Source organism: Leuconostoc kimchii IMSNU 11154, from assembly GCF_000092505.1.
Lineage (GTDB): Bacteria > Bacillota > Bacilli > Lactobacillales > Lactobacillaceae > Leuconostoc > Leuconostoc kimchii.
The window spans coordinates 974559-993980 of record NC_014136.1 but is presented as its reverse complement, the minus strand read 5'-3'; the positions used below and the strand labels follow the sequence as shown (position 1 = coordinate 993980).

20 protein-coding genes and 1 riboswitch are annotated in these 19422 nt (G+C 38.7%); of the genes, 3 read left to right on the top strand and 17 right to left on the bottom strand.

The window, feature by feature from the left end; translation table 11 throughout:
• From LKI_RS05430 to LKI_RS05370, 13 genes are all read right to left on the bottom strand, one after another.
• Complete coding sequence (locus LKI_RS05430; RefSeq protein WP_013103163.1) at positions 1–837, bottom strand: DUF368 domain-containing protein; 837 nt, start codon at positions 835–837, stop codon at positions 1–3.
• 6 nt (positions 838–843) lie between these two features.
• Positions 844–1509 (bottom strand): TVP38/TMEM64 family protein, encoded by a 666-nt coding sequence (locus LKI_RS05425; RefSeq protein ID WP_013103162.1) that lies wholly within the window; start codon positions 1507–1509, stop codon positions 844–846.
• Between the two features lie 50 nt (positions 1510–1559).
• On the bottom strand, positions 1560–2444 hold the full coding sequence (locus LKI_RS05420) for a DUF4097 family beta strand repeat-containing protein (RefSeq protein WP_013103161.1): 885 nt from the start codon (positions 2442–2444) through the stop codon (positions 1560–1562).
• A complete protein-coding gene (locus LKI_RS05415) occupies positions 2434–3024 on the bottom strand; it encodes a DUF1700 domain-containing protein (protein ID WP_013103160.1) in 591 nt (196 codons plus the stop codon). Before LKI_RS05415 ends, LKI_RS05420 begins: the two co-directional genes overlap by 11 nt.
• On the bottom strand, positions 3021–3332 hold the full coding sequence (locus LKI_RS05410) for a PadR family transcriptional regulator (RefSeq protein ID WP_013103159.1): 312 nt from the start codon (positions 3330–3332) through the stop codon (positions 3021–3023). Before LKI_RS05410 ends, LKI_RS05415 begins: the two co-directional genes overlap by 4 nt.
• 81 nt (positions 3333–3413) lie before the next feature.
• Positions 3414–4052, bottom strand: coding sequence for a thiamine phosphate synthase (thiE, locus tag LKI_RS05405; RefSeq protein WP_013103158.1), 639 nt, complete (start codon positions 4050–4052; stop codon positions 3414–3416).
• A complete protein-coding gene (gene thiD / locus LKI_RS05400) occupies positions 4042–4875 on the bottom strand; it encodes a bifunctional hydroxymethylpyrimidine kinase/phosphomethylpyrimidine kinase (RefSeq protein ID WP_013103157.1) in 834 nt (277 codons plus the stop codon). Before thiD ends, thiE begins: the two co-directional genes overlap by 11 nt.
• The gene (thiM, locus tag LKI_RS05395; RefSeq protein ID WP_013103156.1) at positions 4868–5644 is read right to left on the bottom strand and encodes a hydroxyethylthiazole kinase; all 777 of its coding nucleotides are present in this window, start codon (positions 5642–5644) and stop codon (positions 4868–4870) included. The genes thiD and thiM overlap by 8 nt, the downstream gene beginning before the upstream one ends.
• A gap of 43 nt (positions 5645–5687) precedes the next feature.
• Complete coding sequence (gene thiW, locus LKI_RS05390; RefSeq protein ID WP_013103155.1) at positions 5688–6191, bottom strand: energy coupling factor transporter S component ThiW; 504 nt, start codon at positions 6189–6191, stop codon at positions 5688–5690.
• 127 nt (positions 6192–6318) lie between these two features.
• A riboswitch (TPP riboswitch) is annotated at positions 6319–6407 on the bottom strand.
• 51 nt (positions 6408–6458) lie between these two features.
• A complete protein-coding gene (locus tag LKI_RS05385; RefSeq protein WP_013103154.1) occupies positions 6459–6968 on the bottom strand; it encodes a hypothetical protein in 510 nt (169 codons plus the stop codon).
• Complete coding sequence (locus LKI_RS05380) at positions 6965–7261, bottom strand: hypothetical protein (protein WP_013103153.1); 297 nt, start codon at positions 7259–7261, stop codon at positions 6965–6967. The genes LKI_RS05385 and LKI_RS05380 overlap by 4 nt, the downstream gene beginning before the upstream one ends.
• 42 nt (positions 7262–7303) lie before the next feature.
• On the bottom strand, positions 7304–8464 hold the full coding sequence (locus LKI_RS05375; RefSeq protein ID WP_013103152.1) for a vWA domain-containing protein: 1161 nt from the start codon (positions 8462–8464) through the stop codon (positions 7304–7306).
• Positions 8461–9612, bottom strand: a complete 1152-nt coding sequence (locus LKI_RS05370) for an AAA family ATPase (RefSeq protein WP_013103151.1) — start codon at positions 9610–9612, stop codon at positions 8461–8463. The genes LKI_RS05375 and LKI_RS05370 overlap by 4 nt, the downstream gene beginning before the upstream one ends.
• Positions 9613–9677: 65 nt before the next feature.
• Between LKI_RS05370 and LKI_RS05365 the strand changes: the two genes are divergently transcribed.
• On the top strand, positions 9678–10295 hold the full coding sequence (locus LKI_RS05365) for an NAD(P)H-binding protein (RefSeq protein WP_013103150.1): 618 nt from the start codon (positions 9678–9680) through the stop codon (positions 10293–10295).
• Between the two features lie 49 nt (positions 10296–10344).
• Here the strand turns inward: LKI_RS05365 and LKI_RS05360 are convergent, their stop codons facing one another.
• The gene (locus LKI_RS05360) at positions 10345–11304 is read right to left on the bottom strand and encodes a Dyp-type peroxidase (RefSeq protein ID WP_013103149.1); all 960 of its coding nucleotides are present in this window, start codon (positions 11302–11304) and stop codon (positions 10345–10347) included.
• Between the two features lie 166 nt (positions 11305–11470).
• Positions 11471–13525 carry a penicillin-binding transpeptidase domain-containing protein gene (locus tag LKI_RS05355; protein ID WP_013103148.1) on the bottom strand — a complete coding sequence of 685 codons (2055 nt, stop codon included), beginning with the start codon at positions 13523–13525 and terminating at the stop codon, positions 11471–11473.
• A gap of 95 nt (positions 13526–13620) precedes the next feature.
• Between LKI_RS05355 and LKI_RS05350 the strand changes: the two genes are divergently transcribed.
• Positions 13621–16233, top strand: a complete 2613-nt coding sequence (locus LKI_RS05350; protein WP_013975295.1) for a YfhO family protein — start codon at positions 13621–13623, stop codon at positions 16231–16233.
• A gap of 59 nt (positions 16234–16292) precedes the next feature.
• Positions 16293–16775 carry a transcription elongation factor GreA gene (gene greA, locus LKI_RS05345; RefSeq protein WP_013103146.1) on the top strand — a complete coding sequence of 161 codons (483 nt, stop codon included), beginning with the start codon at positions 16293–16295 and terminating at the stop codon, positions 16773–16775.
• 67 nt (positions 16776–16842) lie between these two features.
• On the opposite strand, the gene LKI_RS05340 is transcribed toward greA, so the two are convergent.
• Together LKI_RS05340 and LKI_RS05335 are read right to left on the bottom strand one after the other, a co-directional pair.
• A complete protein-coding gene (locus LKI_RS05340) occupies positions 16843–17805 on the bottom strand; it encodes a GRP family sugar transporter (RefSeq protein ID WP_013103145.1) in 963 nt (320 codons plus the stop codon).
• A gap of 251 nt (positions 17806–18056) precedes the next feature.
• Positions 18057–19361 carry a glycoside hydrolase family 73 protein gene (locus LKI_RS05335; RefSeq protein WP_013103144.1) on the bottom strand — a complete coding sequence of 435 codons (1305 nt, stop codon included), beginning with the start codon at positions 19359–19361 and terminating at the stop codon, positions 18057–18059.
• Positions 19362–19422: the final 61 nt, after the last annotated feature.

Sequence of the window (19422 nt, the reverse complement as noted above, 5' to 3'; positions counted from 1 at the left end):
TTATTTATATTTTTGTTCAAGATGACTCATCCAGTAGCCGAGCCATACACCTAACGCAAATAATACAGCACTGATTACCACACTCATGGCTGTAAATCCAGAATAGTCAGCCACAGGTGGCACAACAATCAAAAGTGTTGATACAACAACGATGCCTAAAATAAAATGATAGACTTTGGCATGGAAATTCTGCAATAAATAATGCATGATTTTTGAAAAAAGAAGCAATGTCAATAAACCACCAATGCCCATAGGAATAAACACACCAAGATCTGCCTTTTTAAATCCCTCAATCATTGGGTCAAACAATCCCAAATATAACAGTAAATTAGATGGACTTAACCCTGGTATAATCACGCCCAAGGCAATTAAACCGCCTGCTAAAATCCACGAGAAGAAATTAACTGGTATATGACCAAAAATAGCTGTCATATAGTATAAGAACAAACCGCCAACGATAGCTGTTATCGCAAAAACATACCAATCAGAACGATGACGTCCTTCTTTAGCACTTTCTCTAAATAAGGATGGCAACGTCCCGACAATGGCACCAGCAAACCCCCATAGCACAATTGCCTTATAAGTGGTTAGCAAATAGGCTAATGGGTTACTCAATAAAATGATTCCAGCAATACCACCTAATGCTACCGGCACAAAATACCAGAAATCACGTTTAAAATTTTGACGGACATGCGCCATAAAGTTTAACATGCGTTCATATAATCCCAAAATAGCAGCCAAAACGCCACCCGAAACACCTGGTAAAATAAACCCTAAAGCAATGAAAACACCTTTGATAAAACGCGTTAACCAATTTTTAATACGATCTTTTTTCATAATGACCTACATTCCAAATATTTTAAGCAGCCAATCAAAGCCATACAACAAAACAAAACTATAACAAGCAATCCCGATTGGTTTACTTAAAACTAAAATCCAACAAAATTGTTTAAATGGCATTTTAGTTAAACTCGTTAATAATATTAACGCATCATCTGGTGCAATCGGCAGCACCATCATAATTATAAATAAATTAACCCATCTTTTACCGTTCAACTTATCAATATATTTACGATATATTTTGCGTGGCACAAGCGTCTCCACTAATGGGATGCCAAATGTACGACCAATTTGAAATAATAATAAGGAGCCAATGACAATCCCAACATAATTATAAATGAAACCTAACCATGGGCCAAATAATAACGGCCCCACGGCTAGCGTAATACCACCAGGAATAATGGGCAAAACGACTTGTATGATTTGAACGCCTATAAAAACGATTGGCCCTAATAGGCCAAAACGTTCAATCATATGACGTAATAGCATTTGATCTGTGAGTAATCCAGCATGCCATAGATATAAACCAATAACAAGCGTACCGATTAAACCAATAACACCGATAATCTGTATCAACCGACGAATGATTTGTCGTCTTCTGGTGTGTAATGTGACTTTGTACATATCTAATGGTTGACGCTTAAGGTTTACTCGTTTACCAAGTTTCATTTTATGCGTGCCCCGACGAGTAATATGGTTCACTTTAATCCCCTTTTAAGCTATTCAATTTCAATGTCACCATTTTGAGTTTGAATCATCAAATCGCCCTTACCTCGCTGTTGCCCAACAAATCCAGGTGCCACGTCGGTGTCGCCCATTTCCGTTCGTGCTGAAAATGTGGGTAACTTTGTTGTTTCTATTGAAATGTCACCATTCTCATTACGGATGTACCCACCATGTACGATTTGACTATGCTCAATGTCTGCATCTCCGTTTTGTAGGTCAGTTTTGATTGTTTTAACAGCGCTAGAAACCAAACTTAAATCATCATTGTCTAATTGAACTTGCAAATTGTCAACTGTCAATTGATGTAACTCGGCCTCACCATTTTCTAAATTAATGGTAGCATTTTTTGCTGCAACACGCGTCAGAATGGCATCATCATTTTCTGACTGCACTTTAATATCATCTGCCCTGACATCAGATATTGTCACATCACCATTACTCTGTGCCACATTAATGGTTTTCAGTTGCACACTGTCTGGAACAGTGATCGTTAAACGTGCTTTGTTTTCAGACAATCGACGCCAGTCAAATGATAACAAGTGATGAGACCTAACAACATTTTTAACAGCTAAGGTTCCCTTTGAATAAGTCACTTTCGTTTTCTCATCATTACCAATATGCGTTTCGGTAATTGCAAAATGATCGCCACGTTCAATATAAACTGCCTTATCACTATTATCAATCGTCAATACTTTAATATCTTCAATTTTTGATGGTATCTGTTGCGACAAATCATGCGTTTTTAATGCACCCGCTTTTTGGTATGAAAATTTATCATGCCAACTAATACTGCCTGGTCTCTCAATTAAGGCTGAGGATATTGCCATGACAGTACCAATTACTAACAGTGACAAACCAATCATAGTTCTACGCTTCATGATTTACCCCTTTCTTGATAAAACGACGGCCAGTCAATTTGATTAAACGTACAAAACCGTTAAATAACGAATAAATGCCCCTTATAAACCATGGTACAACAAGAATTAATACACCAATTCCCGCTAGGCCCACACCAATTGAGAAAATACCCCCAGTAAGTGAGCTAAAGATGACAGCAAAACCTGCAATGATAGCTGTCACAGCTGCCACAAGTATGGATACTATAATCATAACGATTGTAATCACAATTGAAACAACTATAGCTAGTAAAGAAACAAGTAGCGCTAACACAACTATAGCTATTGGCAAGACAACTGGTGAGGCTAGTATCGCCAATATGACTACCCAAATCATGTGTAACTGCTTCTTCGGTTTCAATGCTGTCGCATCGTCTGCATTCATATAATAATCAGCTACTAATCGACGCGCAAATTGCCTTGGCGTACCAAATTGCTGTCGTGCCTCATTATTAGATAAATTACCATCTCTAAAATATTCATCATAGTAGGCCATCATTTCTTCACGTTCATCACGTGGTAAAGCATGTAAGTGTGCTTCCAATTCATTTAAATAACTCATTTTTGTTCTCCTAAGATGGCATTAATTCCTGTCGCAAAATTTTCCCAATCAGATTTAATAACTGTTAGATGTTGCTTTCCACCAGCTGTTAATCGGTAATATTTTCGAACACGACCCTCAAAAGGTTCACTATAAGTTGTTAATTCTGCGCCCTTCTCAAGTCGCCGTAATACAGGGTACATCGTTGACTCCGACACACTGACATGACGTTGAACTTCTTTTGTGAGTGCATAACCATATAAGTCTTGCTTATCTAAAATAGCTAAAACCGTGCCATCAAGCAATTCCGTTGGCGTTTGTATACCCATAACCTGTCCTTTCCAATACTATTTATCATATAACATATACTATACGGCAAATATGATTTGATTGCAAAAAAAAACAACTAATTAGGATAGTTGCTTCCAAAATGCTAATGTCTTGGCAATATTTTCACTCGCACTAATCATACTAATGACTGACGCACCTGCCACACCGGTTTTTAATACATCAGGCAAATTAGCTTGTGAAATGCCACCAATGGCAATCGCCGGCCATTGACTTTGCCTAACAAGCCCTTGTAGCCCCGAAATACCAATGGCTGGCTTGGCATCTGCTTTACTCATTGTCGCAAATACTGGGCCAATACCAACATTGTCAATACCGCTCAAACCAGCAATACGATCATATTCCTCTTGGGTTGAAACAGATACACCAACAAATAGTGGTTGGCTGGCTTGAATATTTTTTTTAATATCGCCATCTCCTTGACCAAAATGAACACCATCTGCCTTGATAGCATGTGCTAAATCAATATCGTCATCAATAACCAACGGCACTTGGTACTGTGTTGTCAGTTCACGGACACGTTGCGCAACTCTGCGCTTTTCTGATCCAGTTAAAGCTCCCGGGCCTTTCTCACGGTATTGAAATAACGTAATGCCATGGGCCAATGCCTGTGTTAAAACATCAAAGAAAACTGCCTCACTGGCCACATTTTGTGTGCCCAAGATAAAATATCGCGCCAACATAGCTTGTTTAAAGATCATCTAAAACCTCCGGTTGATTACTATCTATTACTGATGCTGAATGATTCAACGGTCCGTGCCCATGCCCCACATAGATACCATTTCGAATAGTCGCATCGACATAGGCCTTAGCAGTAATAATGGCATTTTTAAGCGTTTCCCCCAAAGCAAGTTGAGCAGTAATAGCTGCTGAAATGGTATCCCCTGTACCGTGCGTCCGAACTGTATCAACACGTTGGCTTGTCATCCAAAAATGCTCGCCATTCTCAAGTAAGACATAATCATATACCTTTTTCTCATTGCCATGTCCACCTTTTAGTAACACGTTTTTAGCGCCAAGCAATTGAATTCGCTTCGCTACATCTGCAACATCTTCATGCGTTTTAATTTGACTATGCGCCAATACTTCCGCTTCAGGTAGATTAGGCGTCACTAGGGTTGCCAAGGGTAATAAATCGCTTATTACGGCATCAATAGCCTGCTCAGTTAACAAACGGGCACCGCCTTTAGCAATCATTACTGGATCTAAAATATAGTCTCCAAAATCTTGTTTCAAAATAGCAGCTGCTACCGTGTGAACAGTTACCGCATCACCTAACATACCTGTTTTAAAGGCACTAATTTTTAAATCATTTCCCACAGATGTGAGTTGTTGTGTCACCATATCTGGCGTCACCATTTGAACATCCTGGACGCCAATGGTGTTTTGAGCAGTAACTGATACAATCACATTCGCGCCATATACGTGGTGTGCAAAAAATGTTTTTAAATCAGCAGATACGCCTGCACCACCGCTAGAATCTGTACCAGCAATTGTCATTACTTGTGGGGTTTCATTAGCCATTTTGAACCTCCGAACGTATGAATTCTTCTAATTCATCCTGTTTAATTAAATATAATTCATCCAACACTTGATTGGCAAAATATCCAGGTGTTTTCACTGTTTGACTTGCTCTCACACCTGCTAACTTCATCATTGCCATAGCACGAGCAGTGTTCTCTACGGTCACTTCATCGCTATTAAACATCCCCACCAAAGCGGATAAGGCATCACCTGTCCCAACATTTGTCGCTAAAAGTGGCACATCAACAGCAATCATTTGAGTTGTATGTCCGTCACTGATGACATCTGTTTGACCACTGAGCGCAATAATAGCGCCTGTTTTTTGCGCAGCCAAGCTGGCAATTTTTTGGACGTCACCGTTTCCTGTGGCATCAATCCCATGACTCGTAAAATCAATTCCTGCAAACCACGCGATTTCGGCAGCGTTACCACGAATAACATTAACTTGTGAGTCAGTCATCACAGCTTTAACTGGTACACTTCTTGAAGGGATACCAACAGCAACAGGATCCAAAACCACAACTTTTTTGGCTTGATTAGCTATTTGAATGAGTTTAATTGTTTCAGGTAGTTCTGACCGTCTCCAAGTCCCTGTATTGACGACCACAGCATCACTGATAGCTACCAAGTCATTAAACTCGTCAATTTCACGTGCCATAATTGGTGAGCCTCCCACAACGTTAACGACATTGGCAACAAATTGTGGCGTCACATAATTTGCATAGTTAAAAACTAACGGTGTTTTTGATTTTAATTCTAATAAATCCATTATTTTACCATCCTTTAATCTTTCGTTACTTGATTAATATGTTTCACTGTAGCTTGTCTAATAGTTTCGTTTGTTTCATAAACTTTAAAAAGATGTATCCCAACATTGCACCGACTACGGCTGCCGGCAAGAAGAACGGAACATAAAAATAAATACTTGGTACTTTAGCGTGGTAAAGATAGTTCATCACTGGTACTGAAACAATCGCTGAAACGATCCCTGTTCCAATGATTTCGCCAATAACTACAGCAATATACTTACCAGTCAGACGATATAAAATACCGCCAATAGCGGCACCAAATATGGCACCAACGATAGCCAAAATCGTGCGACCAGCTAAAATCATACGCAACCCACCTGTTAAAAATGCGATAGCAACTGCATACCATGGCCCGAGAATGACGACCGTTATGACATTAAAAAAGTGTTGAAAAGGTGCCATATTAGGCAATACGACAACACTTGACGTTGCAAATGATAACGCCGTGATAACGCCGGACAACGCGAGTTTACGCAATACCTTATTCGTTCCTATACCTTGTCTCATTTCCAAAATGATCTCCTTTTGTCTAAAAAATGGTTCGCACTTTTTAACATAAAAAACTGTTGACTGATTTTCACAAAGGAAAAACAGTCAACAGTTATAAAAGTAGGCATCATTATGCTGTAATTTCATATTTGTCAACGTATCTCCCTTCGCACGCATTATCGTGATCAGGTTCAATGAGTATTTCTCAGCCAAACGGCACCCCAGATAAAAATATTAGTTTATGCATTTATTGTAGACCAGAATAGTGCCCTATGCAAGAGGAAATTATCCCCACCATGTTTGATTATCAAAATCCCGCATCTGATGTGTCAGTGATAATTGACTTTCTGAAGTGACATGTGTGTAACTTGTTGTATAGGGATTTTTCATTAATTGTTTCATCTGCGTATAGTTATCACTCACCAAATAATCAGCCAATGCCGAATGATCGGGCCAAAAACTCCACAACATGAACTCAGCCTTACCTTGGCTATTTTGTGCCAAAACAGCATCATCAGGTAGCAATTGTGTCACCAGTTCATCTTGATGACCTTTAGTTTGAAAGGCTATTTGATGTATCACTTGACCTTGCAATAATCCAGAAATAATCACGCTATCAAAACTAATAGGCCGTTGAAACTTATCGACTAAATCCGGATCATCTAAAATTAACATATTTGTACCAGCCAGTTGCGACTCTTTGGCCAAATAAAAACAGTTTGTTGGATGCATCGATTGCAAGGCTAAAAGTTCAGCAGGTTCTTGTTCTGGCGCTAACACTAAATTAATTTTCATAAAAAAGGCTCCTTTAGTGCGTTGACAACATTTGGTGATAGCCGTGTTTGATTTGATAAAATAAATGCCTGTACACCGGCAAACGTTGTCAAATCAACAGTTGTTGTTACCAAATTTGCAGCGCTTAATTTTTTAGCAAAGGTAATGTCTGCTAAGGTAATTAACATCATACCCCACGTATCATTCAAAATGAGTGATTCCCAATGATTATTGAGTAAGGCTTCAGCGCGTTTAAAACGACCGTCTTTGTTAATAAAACTACGTAAATCTGTTGGATTTAATTTTTCAGTCATTTTAACCTCTTGTATGTCTGAACTTGATGATAGCGTGTACGCTCAAAAGCGTAATATTTGACCAAAAGGCTTCTGGATACTTAGCGTTTTTTGGGGTGGTAGTAACCAGTACACATGCTTAAATTTTGTTTTTAACTGACTTTTTTCACCTTCACCATCAGTTAGAATGATGACAACGGTCTGCATCGGGTTGAACTGGCGTTCTAACAAGGTATCAAAAATACATTGAAATGTTGTCCCACCGCCTGCATGTCGTACCCACTTTGTCACTTTTTTAATATCGTGAACCTGTGTATCAAAAGAGAAAACACGCACGTCAGCATCAAGTTGTTGTGTTAGCTGTAAAACAGTGGCCAACATCTGCCCGACTTGCTGGTTAGAAATCGAGGCAGAATTATCAATAAAAACAGCAACCTGTGCATCATATGTACTAATTTCGCCTAATAAATCTAAACGATAAGCTTGTCTTCGATTAAACCGTGCACGAGATGACTGACGTTTATTCGGCATTTGACTTAACCCCATACGTAACACTGATCGCCAATGACGTTTCGGTACGACAATCTCATCAATTTGTTGTTGTACACGACTGTCTATTTTACCACGACCAGATAACTTCGTGTCTTCATCAGCTTTTTTAATTACCAAGGCCAAGGCAGCAGCCGATTCTTCCGTGGCCGTCCCAATACTAGACCAACTGCCATGCCCATCAACATTATCTTGACCCAAAGATGGCACGTTGTCAAATAATTGGGCAACAAGCGCCATATAAGTTGACGAGTCTTCATGCAATGGTAACAGTTTACCAGACATATCAAAAATCGTTTGTAATGTCATAGCATGCGGTAATTCACCCAACGTTTGAGGCAAATATTGATTAACAGCAATATCTGTACCAATATCAACCACGTTATTTTGTCGCCGTTCTTTTGCGTAACGCAGTGGATGCTGCCAAATAATGTGCAGCGCCTCATGGGCTAATGCTAACGCAATTTGTTTATGATTTGTCAATAATTGCGTCAATATTTTTGGATTAATCACCAACAACCACTGGTGTGCCTGCCATTTTAATGACAATGCATTTTGTGCGTTGACATCCATTTCTCGCGACAAATTCATAATAACATGCCCATAAAAAGGTGCCTCATCTAGTAATGTTTTAATACCATCAATAATCAAATTGTTTGTTTGACTGCTGTTCATCGTGTCGCTATGTCCATAATTTGCTGATACAAAACGTTAGCATAGTGCGCCTCCGAAGCATATAAATCATCCAAAATAGGTGCACTAGTCATTTGTTTTACCAAGGCATATTGACCATCTGGTGCCATCATATTCAACATTGCACTAAAGCGACCAGCATGATCATTTGACGTCACATCTGCAGTTAACAACACTGTTTTCATCACAGTCGCTTTTTGTATTTCCGACATCTCTTTGAACTTTTCCCGAATTATTATTGGCAATTCGGGTCCCATTGGTAATGACTCGAAAACGTCACTTGCTGACAAGCTCGGCAGATGGTCTCGTATAAAACTAACAAATTGTGTCGCAACAGGTTGTCCTAAATCACCAGCTACGATATCAAATAACAGTTCATCTTGTAATTTTTGAGATAAGTGATGCAACTCATATAAATTATCCGATACGCGTTGCCATGCACGTGGTGTCGGATCGAGATCGTCACTCCGCGCCTCAGGATACAACAGTTCGGCGTTTTCAGCAATAAATTGTTGGACCGACTCATGAATATTTGGACGCTGATTGCCCTGTTTTGCCCAAGTCAACCAATCACTAACTGATACCGACATCACGAGACGTGTGGTACGGTCTTTAATCGCTGCGTCAGATGTTTGCACAGCATATTCAGATTCTTCAAATCCCGCCATCGTGTCATCTGGGTTTTCAGCCAAAATAAGACGCACATTTGATGGTAAAATCAAATCATTAATTTGGCGTTGTAACACCAAATTCATTAGTTCACCTTGTACCGCTTGTGATCCACGGTTAAATTCATCTAAAAACCAAATAATCGGTTGATTCGGATGGCGTTCAGCTTGCTGAATAATTTGAATCACTGTATGTGTATAGCCAAATTTCACGTCAGCTAATTGCCCATAATGCTTTGTCGTCAGAAAAGCTGATTCGGTTAAAGGCGGAATTGGTATGGCCAAATCCCCCTTTTCTGACAACGATACAACTGTCGTAAATAATTTAGCATTTAATTTTTTAGCGAGTTCAAACACTAAAGCAGATTTACCAATACCAGCTTCCCCGACAATTGTGGGCACATGACCACCTTGTAGGATTAAGGGTATGGCAGTTAATAGCTGTTGATAAGATAATGACATTAAAAACCTCACGCTTTCTTATATCAATTTTACCGCTTCTGATCGTTTCATGCTAAAATAAAGGCATGACAAAACTATTAATTCTTGGCGCTAACGGCCAAATTGCAAAACTCGTTGTGCCTATGTTAGCAGAAACCGACACACAAATAACATTAACCTCACTTCATGCCCGTCCAAATAAAGGCATCAAGGCGCTCGACGCTGCTAATGAAGAGGCTATGGTTGCAGCACTTAAAGACATCGATATTGTTTATGCGAACATTGGTGCGGAAGGCCGCCAAAAGTCCGCTGCGAACAGTGTTGTTAATGCGATGCATACTGCTGGTGTCAAACGACTCATTTGGGTCGCAACGATTGGTGTTCACAATGAACTTCCTGATGACAAAAAGGATTTATGGGCTAATATATTAGGCACAGTGGACAATGAAAACACTTATATGGGAGATCAGGCAGCCGCCGTTTCACGTATTGAGCAATCGGCACTAGACTACACAATCATTCGTCCTAATGAACTTATTGATGATAATATCATGCAAAACCTTCATGTTCAAATAGCACGCGATGAACTTGTTTCTGGTGGTCCAATCACACGTACTAGTGTAGCTGAATTTATCACAAAAATTATTTTAAGTCCTGAAACGTATGTTTCAGATTCTGTCGCCATATCAGACACAATCAGTTAACCTAAAAGAAGTCAAATACCTCACGAGGTGTTTGACTTCTTTTTAACAATTACTGATTAAAGCGACCATCAGCAATTTGTGACAATGTCTCTCGGGAAGGAATAAAGAAAAGCTGACCAGATAATATTTCTGAAAACGTCAATAAAAAATCGGACTGGTCCAACATGTTTTGTAACATACCTTTAGTAATAGACCAATGTCTCGCATAGCCTATGAAATAAGTACCCGTTTGTCCAGCAGCAGGCTGAGAGAAAGGCACATTCATACGAATGATTTTTTGCTCTTCACCATCTTTTTCAAATTTTGACGTCACATTATGCGCGTTACTATATTTATCCTCATCTTCAAGTTCAATATCTGTAAACTTTTCTCGACCAACTGCTTTTTCTTGCGCCTCTGTTTTGAGGTGATTCCAAAAATCCATATGATGTTGCCATTTTTGTGCAAAAGCATACGACCCATTAATGAATTGTTGATCTTCATCACCAATTAATGCATAAGCAGCAGAATCTTCAACACCTGGTGCTTCTGTACCATCTATAAAGCCAATAATTGCACGTCCCTCAAAGTAACGAAAGCCTTTGGTTTCGTCAACAACAGTTGTGAATGCGTTTAAAAATCGCATAAACTGTGTCTGCGTTTCATATACGACAGCCTCATTACTCGCTCTAATATGAAAAAATAAATCACCATCAGTTGCAGGCATGCTGTATTTCGGCCCACTCAATGTTTCATAAGTTTCTAACTCAATTGGTTTAGGTTGGTTGGGGAATAAGTAGTCCCAAGCACGGTTACTAAATCCAAAAGCAACCTTTAATCCTGACGCAGCTGTTAGATGAGCGTCTCTAATGCGTAACGATCTAATAATTGCTTGTGATCGGTCTGCAAATACTTGTATGGCCTCTTGTGCTGCTTCCTGATTATCCCTATTTAACTTTAAAACCGTAAATTGCACATGTTCGCCAGCATCTTTCCACACATCTTGCGCTTTATCTGGATTGATTAACATATTTTCCCCCGTTATCTAAATGTGGTATAAGTCTATTTTATGACGTACACGTTATTTAATCAAGAATAATTCTAAATTAAAAAAATATAATATTAATTTTATGATCATGACAACATTATTTTTAATACAAAAGCGCAGTGATTAATCACTGCGCTTTTCAATCTGTTTACTTTGTATCTGGCTTAGCTTGAACGTATTTCCAATAAGCATCAATAATTTGCGCTGCTATTTTACCGTTTGTGCCATCCAAATAATTGTTCATGCCAGGTATCGCTAACGCCATAGCCATTGGTTGTCCAGGTACGTAGGCAACCATTGATTCTGTAAAAGTGTCATGACCATTGGTTTTGGTTTCTGCTGTCCCTGTTTTCGCATATACGTGTGGTGTCAACTTATGCAAATCTGAGCCACCTGTATTCCAAGCATCGGATCCGTTGGCAACACGATTCATACCAGATTTTATCGTATCCCATTCTCCAGAATCTAGATTAACTTGACCCTGAACTGATGGTGAAGCTGTCCAAACAGTTTTTTGTTTATCACTGTTTGGTTGACTCTGTAGCACAGAGCCAACTACATGTGGTGCGACAAGATAGCCACCGTTGGCAATTGTTGATACAAAGCGTGCCAACTGTAAAGTCGTGTATGAATCATACTGTCCAAAGGATTCATACAAATATTTACCCTGTGCCTCACCAGTAGTTGGTCCACGATAGCCTGCCGTTTCACCATCAATATCAATACCCGTCTTAGTTCCTAGGCCAAACTGACCTAAACCATTACGTAACGTTTGAAAAGCGTCAGCTCGCAACCCTAATGGCGCACCTGGACTATACGTCTGCCCACCAATTTTCATCCCCAATTGCACAAAATACGTGTTGGATGATCGTTCTAACGCTGTTTGTGCATCAACTGGTATTGGCGTACCGGCTTTGTTCCAGTATGAAGTAATTTCTTGTGTGCCTTGAATTTTAATGCCTTGATCCGAAAGCACAGTATTATCTTGCGAAATAACGCCCTTTTGAAAAGCAGTCGCCAGTACAGCTGGCTTAACTACTGATCCCATAACAATCGCTGCATTCATATTGCCAAGTGGATTAGCTGTTTTTTTACCTGTTGCATAGTCACGACTAACGCCACCCATTGCATAAATACCACCAGTATAGGGATTGATAACCGTTGCGTATGCGCCTTCAACATCACCAGCAGGTAAATTATCTTCCAATATTTTTTGCACAGCATTTTGATACTGTGCGTTAATGGTTAACTTAACGTTGTCACCAGCTTGTCCATTATACTTGATCTGAGACGACTTGACCTGCCCGTCACTACCAGTAGTCACAAGTGTTTGCGAAGAAGAACCTTTTAAAATAGATTCATAGCCCTTCTCCAAACTTGAATTTCCCACGGGCTCATTTTGTGAATAACCTTGTGCCAATAGCGTATGTAGTCGATCTTCAGGTAAGCCAGTTGCTTCATTCGTTACTGTGCCAACTAGGGATTTAAACTCTGTTCCTTCTGGATATTGGCGTGACCAACTTGTACCCAGTTTAATGCCAGGAAATTCACTTAGGTGTTCCCCAATTTCTGCTAATTCATTGTTAGTCACATCTGATTCTTTAATAAAAGTCGTAGACAACGTATACGCCCCACTCATACGTTGAAAAATCATAGCCGCATTTGGATCCACATGATCAGCCAAATGATGTTTTTGTACATACGCGACTTGATAATTATTAATTTGATCTGGCGTTAACGCAATTTTGTCATTTTTGTGCGCTTTTGTAATTTTTTTCGATATTTTTTCGTTATTAGCCTTGCTAGCCAAATAAAAATCAACTTTTGAACGTTCACTCAAGCGTTTAGTATCAACCGTCATTAATTTACTTAATTTAATGGCTGTCTTACGCATAGTGAGACCAGTTACTGACGTCCCACGTGTAAAGGTAATGGCTGCCTGAGCCTTATTACCGGCAATCACACGGCCTGTTGCGTCATAAAACATCCCACGTGGGGTGTTTCCTTTTTCAATTGTTTCATCATTTCGGTTCACTTCACTTTGGTAATAGGCACCTTGTTTAATCGTTAAAAAAGCTAACTGAACGATTAAGGCGATCATCAATGTCAGTGAGATACCGAGTAATATATTCAAACGAACAGGCAAATTAGCACTGGCGTTATTTTTTTTATCACGATCTTCTAGGTAAGGATTACGTTGCATGTTTGACCCCAATTTATCAATAAACTATCTATCTAGATTACCACAAATACAGTTTTTGCGCTAAAATTACAGTAAAAATTTGGTATATTAGTAGCATGAGTAAAAAACAATGCTTCATCTCACCACTAGCCCTTAGTTTTTGGTTGCCTTTATTACTCATGTTAGGGTATTTTATTTACCGTGGCATGGCCCCTTTTGGCACTAATTCTATTCTAACAGTTGACTTAGGTCAACAGTACATTGATCAATTTGCTGCTTTTAAGCACACTTTATTATCACATCCAAGCAGTTTCTTTTATTCTTTTAGTAATGCTTTAGGTGGTGATATGATTGGCGAATGGGCATATTATTTGATGAGCCCATTTAACTTCATTTATCTCTTTATTCCTATTATACAATTACCTGCCGCCATTTTATTAGTAACTGTTTTAAAATTTGGTATGGCTGGTCTTTCAATGGCCTACCTTATCAAAAAACTCAAGCTTCAAAATGGTTACTATATCACATTATTTGCAATTAATTATGCGCTTTCTGGTTGGTTCATTGCAAACGATCTTAATTTACTGTGGCTAGATGCTGCCATCTTACTCCCCCTCCTCATTTTACAGTTAGAGAAGCTTTTTTATCGTGCAACTTGGTGGCAATATGCCCTTATTCTGGCTTTAACAATTATCAGTAACTATTACATTGGGTACATGATTGCCATTTTTATCACGATCTACTTCATTTGGCGTATCACATGGCCAAATCAAATAAAATCACGGTGGATTACCTTTAAACAGTTTGTTTTAGGAAGCTTGACTGGTGGTGCGTTAAGCGCTTGGCTTATTCTCCCAACCTATTACCAATTAAAACTAGGAAAATCACAATATAATTCTGACTGGTCCTTAAAATTTGATAATAATCCCGTGAAACTTTTACTCAAACTCATTCCTGGTAGTTTTGATTTTGATCAAATGCAAACAGGACAAGCAAATTTTTATGTTTCTGCGTTTATATTAATCACACTCATCACTTTTTTCACCACGAAGATCTTGCGTTGGTACGTTAAGCTTGGTGGTACAATTATCCTTGCTTTCTTATTTTTAGCAACAACATGGGCGCCTTTAACATTATTATTTCATGGCTTTCAATATCCAGTGTGGTATCCTTACCGATTTAGTTTCATCATCAGCTTCTTCATCATTTATTTAGCAGCATTATCATGGCAGCCTACTTGGCAACCACGATTAAAAACAGTTCTAGCATTACTGATTGCTTTGGGTTGCTTGAGTAGTTATGCACTGACTGTCGATCACACGATTGCTTATATCAATCAACAAAGTATTGCTATTTTTATAGGTATCTTTCTACTGACACTAGCACAATTGATGTTTAAACAACATGACCGATTTTGGTTTCCTTTCTTGATGTTGCTCACAATGCTTTCTTTGACGGCTAATCTAGCCTTATCTCTCAATCGTTTTTCTTATTTAACAAACACTGAATACCAAAATGCGATCAAAGCCCTCAATACTGCTGATCACACGATTAAAAACGATAAGTCATGGTATCGTGTCGCGCAGACATTTCAACGAACACGTGGCGATTCTATGATGCTTGATTATTATGGTGGGTCGCACTTTAGTTCAGCTTTACCAAAAATGACACCAAGTTTTTTTGGTGACTTTGGTCAACCAGAGGGCGATAATTATGTCGTTTACAGCAATGGTAGCTTATTGTCTGATGCACTACTGGGGATGAAATATATGATAACCCCTAATGCTAAAGCTTCTAACAAACCAGGAGAACCAAACACGCATTTAATCGGCTATCGTCCAGATACGGCACACTATTTGCCAACATCTAATTCAGATCAAGTTCGTGTTTGGCAGAATAAAAACGCGTTACCAATTGCGTTTGCCGCACATCATGACGTGTTGAAGACAAAAATGCTACAAAATAATCCCCTTCAAAATCAAGGTAACGTTTGGCAAGGATTATCTGGTGATACAAGTTCGTCTGTTAACGTCGCAAATTTCCAGCAATCTATTGGTAAAAATGTCAACGCACCAACAGCTATCACAGGTGCAACATTGATTAAAAACGACAAGACAAAGCCAGCTCAATTAGATTTGAAATTCACACCAACAACTAACGATAGTTACTATCTCACTCTCGGTGCAGCTTTGCCAATTAAAAACTTTGACTTATTGATTAATGGCAAAATCATTACCCAGTTTAGTTCATATCGTCATACAGTTATTGTTAATCTCGCTACAAATGCCAAAAATAAAACGCAGACGGTCACTGTCCGATTTAAACAAACTCAGACGCTTGTTTTAAACAATTTCACACTTTACCGACTGAATAATCATCAATTTGAAAATAATGTTGCCACATTAAAGCGTCATCCGCTCCAAATAACTAGTCGTAATGAGCGTAAAATTACGGGCAATATCACTACCACCGCTAAACAACCACTGATCATGACAACAATTCCTAATGTACCAGGTTGGCAGGTGACATTAGACGGCAAATCCGTGACATCACAAAAGGTCGCAAATTATTTTCTAGCGGTTAAAACAATACCTGGAAAACACACGATTCAATTCAAATACACGCCACCACTATTTATCATCGGCAGTTGGCTCTCATTATTCGCATGCTTGTTCCTTATTATTTCTGCTATCCATCATAAAAAGCTTGCAAGAAAGTGCTCTGCATGATATGCTCATTCTGCTTATTATTTGCAATAAAACTGCAATTTTGAAAGGAAACTGTTTTTATGTCAGAAGAAAAAGTATTTCCAATGACGGCCGAAGGTCGTGACAAACTACAAACTGAATTGGAAGATCTCATTACTAGACAACGTCCAGAAATTACAACAAGAATCCAAATCGCTCGTTCATACGGCGATTTATCTGAAAATTCCGAATATCAATCAGCAAAAGATGAACAAGCTTTCGTAGAAGGCCGAATCCAAACCTTAAAAAAGATGATTGAAAACGCTGAAATTATTGACCCTAACGCAACAGCTGCTGATGAAGTATCACTTGGTAAAACAGTTACATTTAAAGAGTTACCAGATGAAGAAGCTGAAACTTACGCTATCGTTGGTTCAACAGAATCAGATCCATTATCAGGAAAGATTTCAAATGAATCAGCAATGGCTGTCGCATTAATTGGTAAAAAAGTTGGCGATAAGGTTGCCGTACCACTGCCTAGTGGTGATAATATTACCGTTGAAATTTTGAAAGTTGAAAAGTAATACCACACAAAAAGGCTTGCTAAGAATAGCAAGCCTTTTTGTGTGGTGATAACCAAATAATGATAAGTTAGACAAAATTATTGATATTACCAATAATAATGGCCCCAACAACAACTAATATTGTACCAGTAATGATTAATTTCATTTGGTAACTTGATTTCTTTTCACCCAATAAGTAAATCCCACCAAACGTCGCCACGATAATGCCTAGCTGTGAAAATGTGGTTGCAATTGTTTGACCAATTGCTGGATTGGCAGCTGAAATAAACATGAAAATATTACCAACGGCCCAAACTAATCCTGTCAATATATTTTTCCAAGTTGGTTTGGCAAACATTTTGTCTGCCTCTTTCAAGACAAAGATAACAATCAAAAATGCACCAATCACCTGGCCAATGGCCTGCGGTCCAACAATAGCGGTCATGTAGTCAACGCCGCTATTTTTATTTTTAATGGCATCTGAAATGTAATTAATTTTGTTTAGAAAGTTAGGTAACACAAAATAAATCATAAAGCCAACAGTTGAAATAGCTAAATAAATCAAACCTTTTGTCATGCTTTTGGCCTGTGCTTGACCAGTAATGCCAGAATTCAAGGCTTTATCACGTGCAGAAATTAAAGTTGCACCAATCACAACGGCTGCAATAGATATAATACCTATCGCCCACATTTTACCTGTTTTCCAGTCACCCAAAACAACGGCAGCCATTAAAGCGTTGGCAACAATCTGTCCTGCTGTTGATAACGGAATCGCTAAGGAAACACCTAAATCTTTAATTGCTAAAAATTGCCCCGCTGTTCCGACTGCCCAGACTAAGCCTGACAAAATACCAACGGTCCAAATTTCACGTCCCATATAGGCATGATTTGGCATCACATATAAAAACATTGTCCCTAAACCAAAAATAAGTGCACCGAAGGTCATCCCCAATGTTTGTTGTGCGGCAGACCCGCCCATTTTCGTATTAACCAGGCCAACTGAGCCCCACGCCAGTGCTGGCACTAATGCTAGTAAAATCGCTAAATTCATAATTGATAAAACTCCTTTTTCGTACAGTGTTGTGCTAACACCATTTTTAACACTCCTTATTGTACAATAATGAAAACGTTTACACAACCTTTTTTCGAATTTTCTGTAAACGTTTTCATTATTTATATTGTGGTCAGATTAAACCATCTATTTAGAAAGATAAATTAATCATTCAATATACTGCCATTCACTTATCCGAAAACTTCTAACGCAAAAAACGCACATCATAAAATATGCGTTTTTTTAATTCCTTATTTATCATAACGTTGCATATTCCAAGTTTCAATAACATTAATTAACAGTTTTGTATAATTCACATCTGTTGCATAATGATTATCGTAAAGTGCTTCTGCAGCTTGTTTATAATTTTTAGCCGCTATAACATCCTTAAATTGGTCTGGGTTCCATGTGTTCCCGTTAACAATTGTTTCAGCATGCTCGCGCATACTGTCCTTCCAACTATCATAAATAGCAAAACGTGCCTTCTGCGTTTCTGGCTTCCCATCAACATACTCTGTGGTATCTAGTACAACCGATTTTCCAGGTGTTTCATCTTGTGTTTTGACTCCGTAAAAATTATTGTACTTCGAAGACAACTTCGAATTGTCCCAGTTAGATTCGTGTGCAGCCTGTGCAATTGAGACGGAGGCTAACAGACCATATTTTTTCGATAGTTCTTGTGCATATGGTGCAATTTTTTTGACAAAAGCCAAGCGACGTTCAAATTCTGATTTGCCGGATGTTGCGAGTAGTGCCATAACGTTTGGTGTTGGTAGGCCATTAGCTTTAAGCGTACTATAGTATGGTTGCATTGTGTTGTTAGAAGACTCAAGTAGTATTGAAATAACTTCTTTAGCTGTTTTAGCCTTATGAACATCAAATGCTTGTGGATAAACATAATCAAGCAATTTTCCTGACTTCGTGTTCGACTTCTCTACACCTAATAACAAATCAGGATATTTCTTGTGCATCTCTGAAATTAATGCTTTATTGTCAAATTCAGAAGTAATAGCCTGTGCTGAGACATCTTTCGCTTGTCCAGCAATATTTCTTGCAACTTGATCAGCTGATTCGCCAACAGCAACAAAAACATAGCCCTTAGATAATTTAGGTGCTGCTGATGGACCACTCGCCATTTGTTCAAAAATTAACGGTATTGTTTGTGAAGGTGACAGCTGATACGTACCAGCCTTTAATTTTTCTGCACCCTGTGACATCGCATATTTATAAAAATACTTACTACTCTTAATGACTTTTTTGTCTTCAAGTATTTGTCCCATCTGCGCCGGTGTCGATCCTGCAGCTATTTGGACTCTTTTAAACGTTGTGTCTTTAGGATTCAACGCAGCATTCTTATCCGTTAACAAATTCTTTACACCAAATACAAGACCAATTAATACAATAATTAATAAAATAAATGCAATCACTCGATTTCTTCTACCACGCCCTTTTTTACGTTTCTTACCCGGCGTTGGGTTATTTAATGTGCTTTGTGCTGCATCCAATGATTCGGCAGCTTTAATTTCGTGTTGGTGTCGTGCTTTTCTGGATTCCATGATTGACCTCTAAAATTGTCATTATATATTAAAGCGACTAGCATATTACACACTAGTCGTC

What these genes read in the sequence shown, in the direction of transcription:
- LKI_RS05430 (WP_013103163.1), bottom strand. Translation starts at nt 837, where the DNA reads ATGAAAAAAGATCGTATTAAAAATTGGTTAACGCGTTTTATCAAAGGT.
- LKI_RS05425 (WP_013103162.1), bottom strand. Translation starts at nt 1,509, where the DNA reads ATGAAACTTGGTAAACGAGTAAACCTTAAGCGTCAACCATTAGATATG.
- LKI_RS05420 (WP_013103161.1), bottom strand. Translation starts at nt 2,444, where the DNA reads ATGAAGCGTAGAACTATGATTGGTTTGTCACTGTTAGTAATTGGTACT.
- LKI_RS05415 (WP_013103160.1), bottom strand. Translation starts at nt 3,024, where the DNA reads ATGAGTTATTTAAATGAATTGGAAGCACACTTACATGCTTTACCACGT.
- LKI_RS05410 (WP_013103159.1), bottom strand. Translation starts at nt 3,332, where the DNA reads ATGGGTATACAAACGCCAACGGAATTGCTTGATGGCACGGTTTTAGCT.
- thiE (WP_013103158.1), bottom strand. Translation starts at nt 4,052, where the DNA reads ATGATCTTTAAACAAGCTATGTTGGCGCGATATTTTATCTTGGGCACA.
- thiD (WP_013103157.1), bottom strand. Translation starts at nt 4,875, where the DNA reads ATGGCTAATGAAACCCCACAAGTAATGACAATTGCTGGTACAGATTCT.
- thiM (WP_013103156.1), bottom strand. Translation starts at nt 5,644, where the DNA reads ATGGATTTATTAGAATTAAAATCAAAAACACCGTTAGTTTTTAACTAT.
- thiW (WP_013103155.1), bottom strand. Translation starts at nt 6,191, where the DNA reads ATGAGACAAGGTATAGGAACGAATAAGGTATTGCGTAAACTCGCGTTG.
- LKI_RS05385 (WP_013103154.1), bottom strand. Translation starts at nt 6,968, where the DNA reads ATGAAAATTAATTTAGTGTTAGCGCCAGAACAAGAACCTGCTGAACTT.
- LKI_RS05380 (WP_013103153.1), bottom strand. Translation starts at nt 7,261, where the DNA reads ATGACTGAAAAATTAAATCCAACAGATTTACGTAGTTTTATTAACAAA.
- LKI_RS05375 (WP_013103152.1), bottom strand. Translation starts at nt 8,464, where the DNA reads ATGAACAGCAGTCAAACAAACAATTTGATTATTGATGGTATTAAAACA.
- LKI_RS05370 (WP_013103151.1), bottom strand. Translation starts at nt 9,612, where the DNA reads ATGTCATTATCTTATCAACAGCTATTAACTGCCATACCCTTAATCCTA.
- LKI_RS05365 (WP_013103150.1), top strand. Translation starts at nt 9,678, where the DNA reads ATGACAAAACTATTAATTCTTGGCGCTAACGGCCAAATTGCAAAACTC.
- LKI_RS05360 (WP_013103149.1), bottom strand. Translation starts at nt 11,304, where the DNA reads ATGTTAATCAATCCAGATAAAGCGCAAGATGTGTGGAAAGATGCTGGC.
- LKI_RS05355 (WP_013103148.1), bottom strand. Translation starts at nt 13,525, where the DNA reads ATGCAACGTAATCCTTACCTAGAAGATCGTGATAAAAAAAATAACGCC.
- LKI_RS05350 (WP_013975295.1), top strand. Translation starts at nt 13,621, where the DNA reads ATGAGTAAAAAACAATGCTTCATCTCACCACTAGCCCTTAGTTTTTGG.
- greA (WP_013103146.1), top strand. Translation starts at nt 16,293, where the DNA reads ATGTCAGAAGAAAAAGTATTTCCAATGACGGCCGAAGGTCGTGACAAA.
- LKI_RS05340 (WP_013103145.1), bottom strand. Translation starts at nt 17,805, where the DNA reads ATGAATTTAGCGATTTTACTAGCATTAGTGCCAGCACTGGCGTGGGGC.
- LKI_RS05335 (WP_013103144.1), bottom strand. Translation starts at nt 19,361, where the DNA reads ATGGAATCCAGAAAAGCACGACACCAACACGAAATTAAAGCTGCCGAA.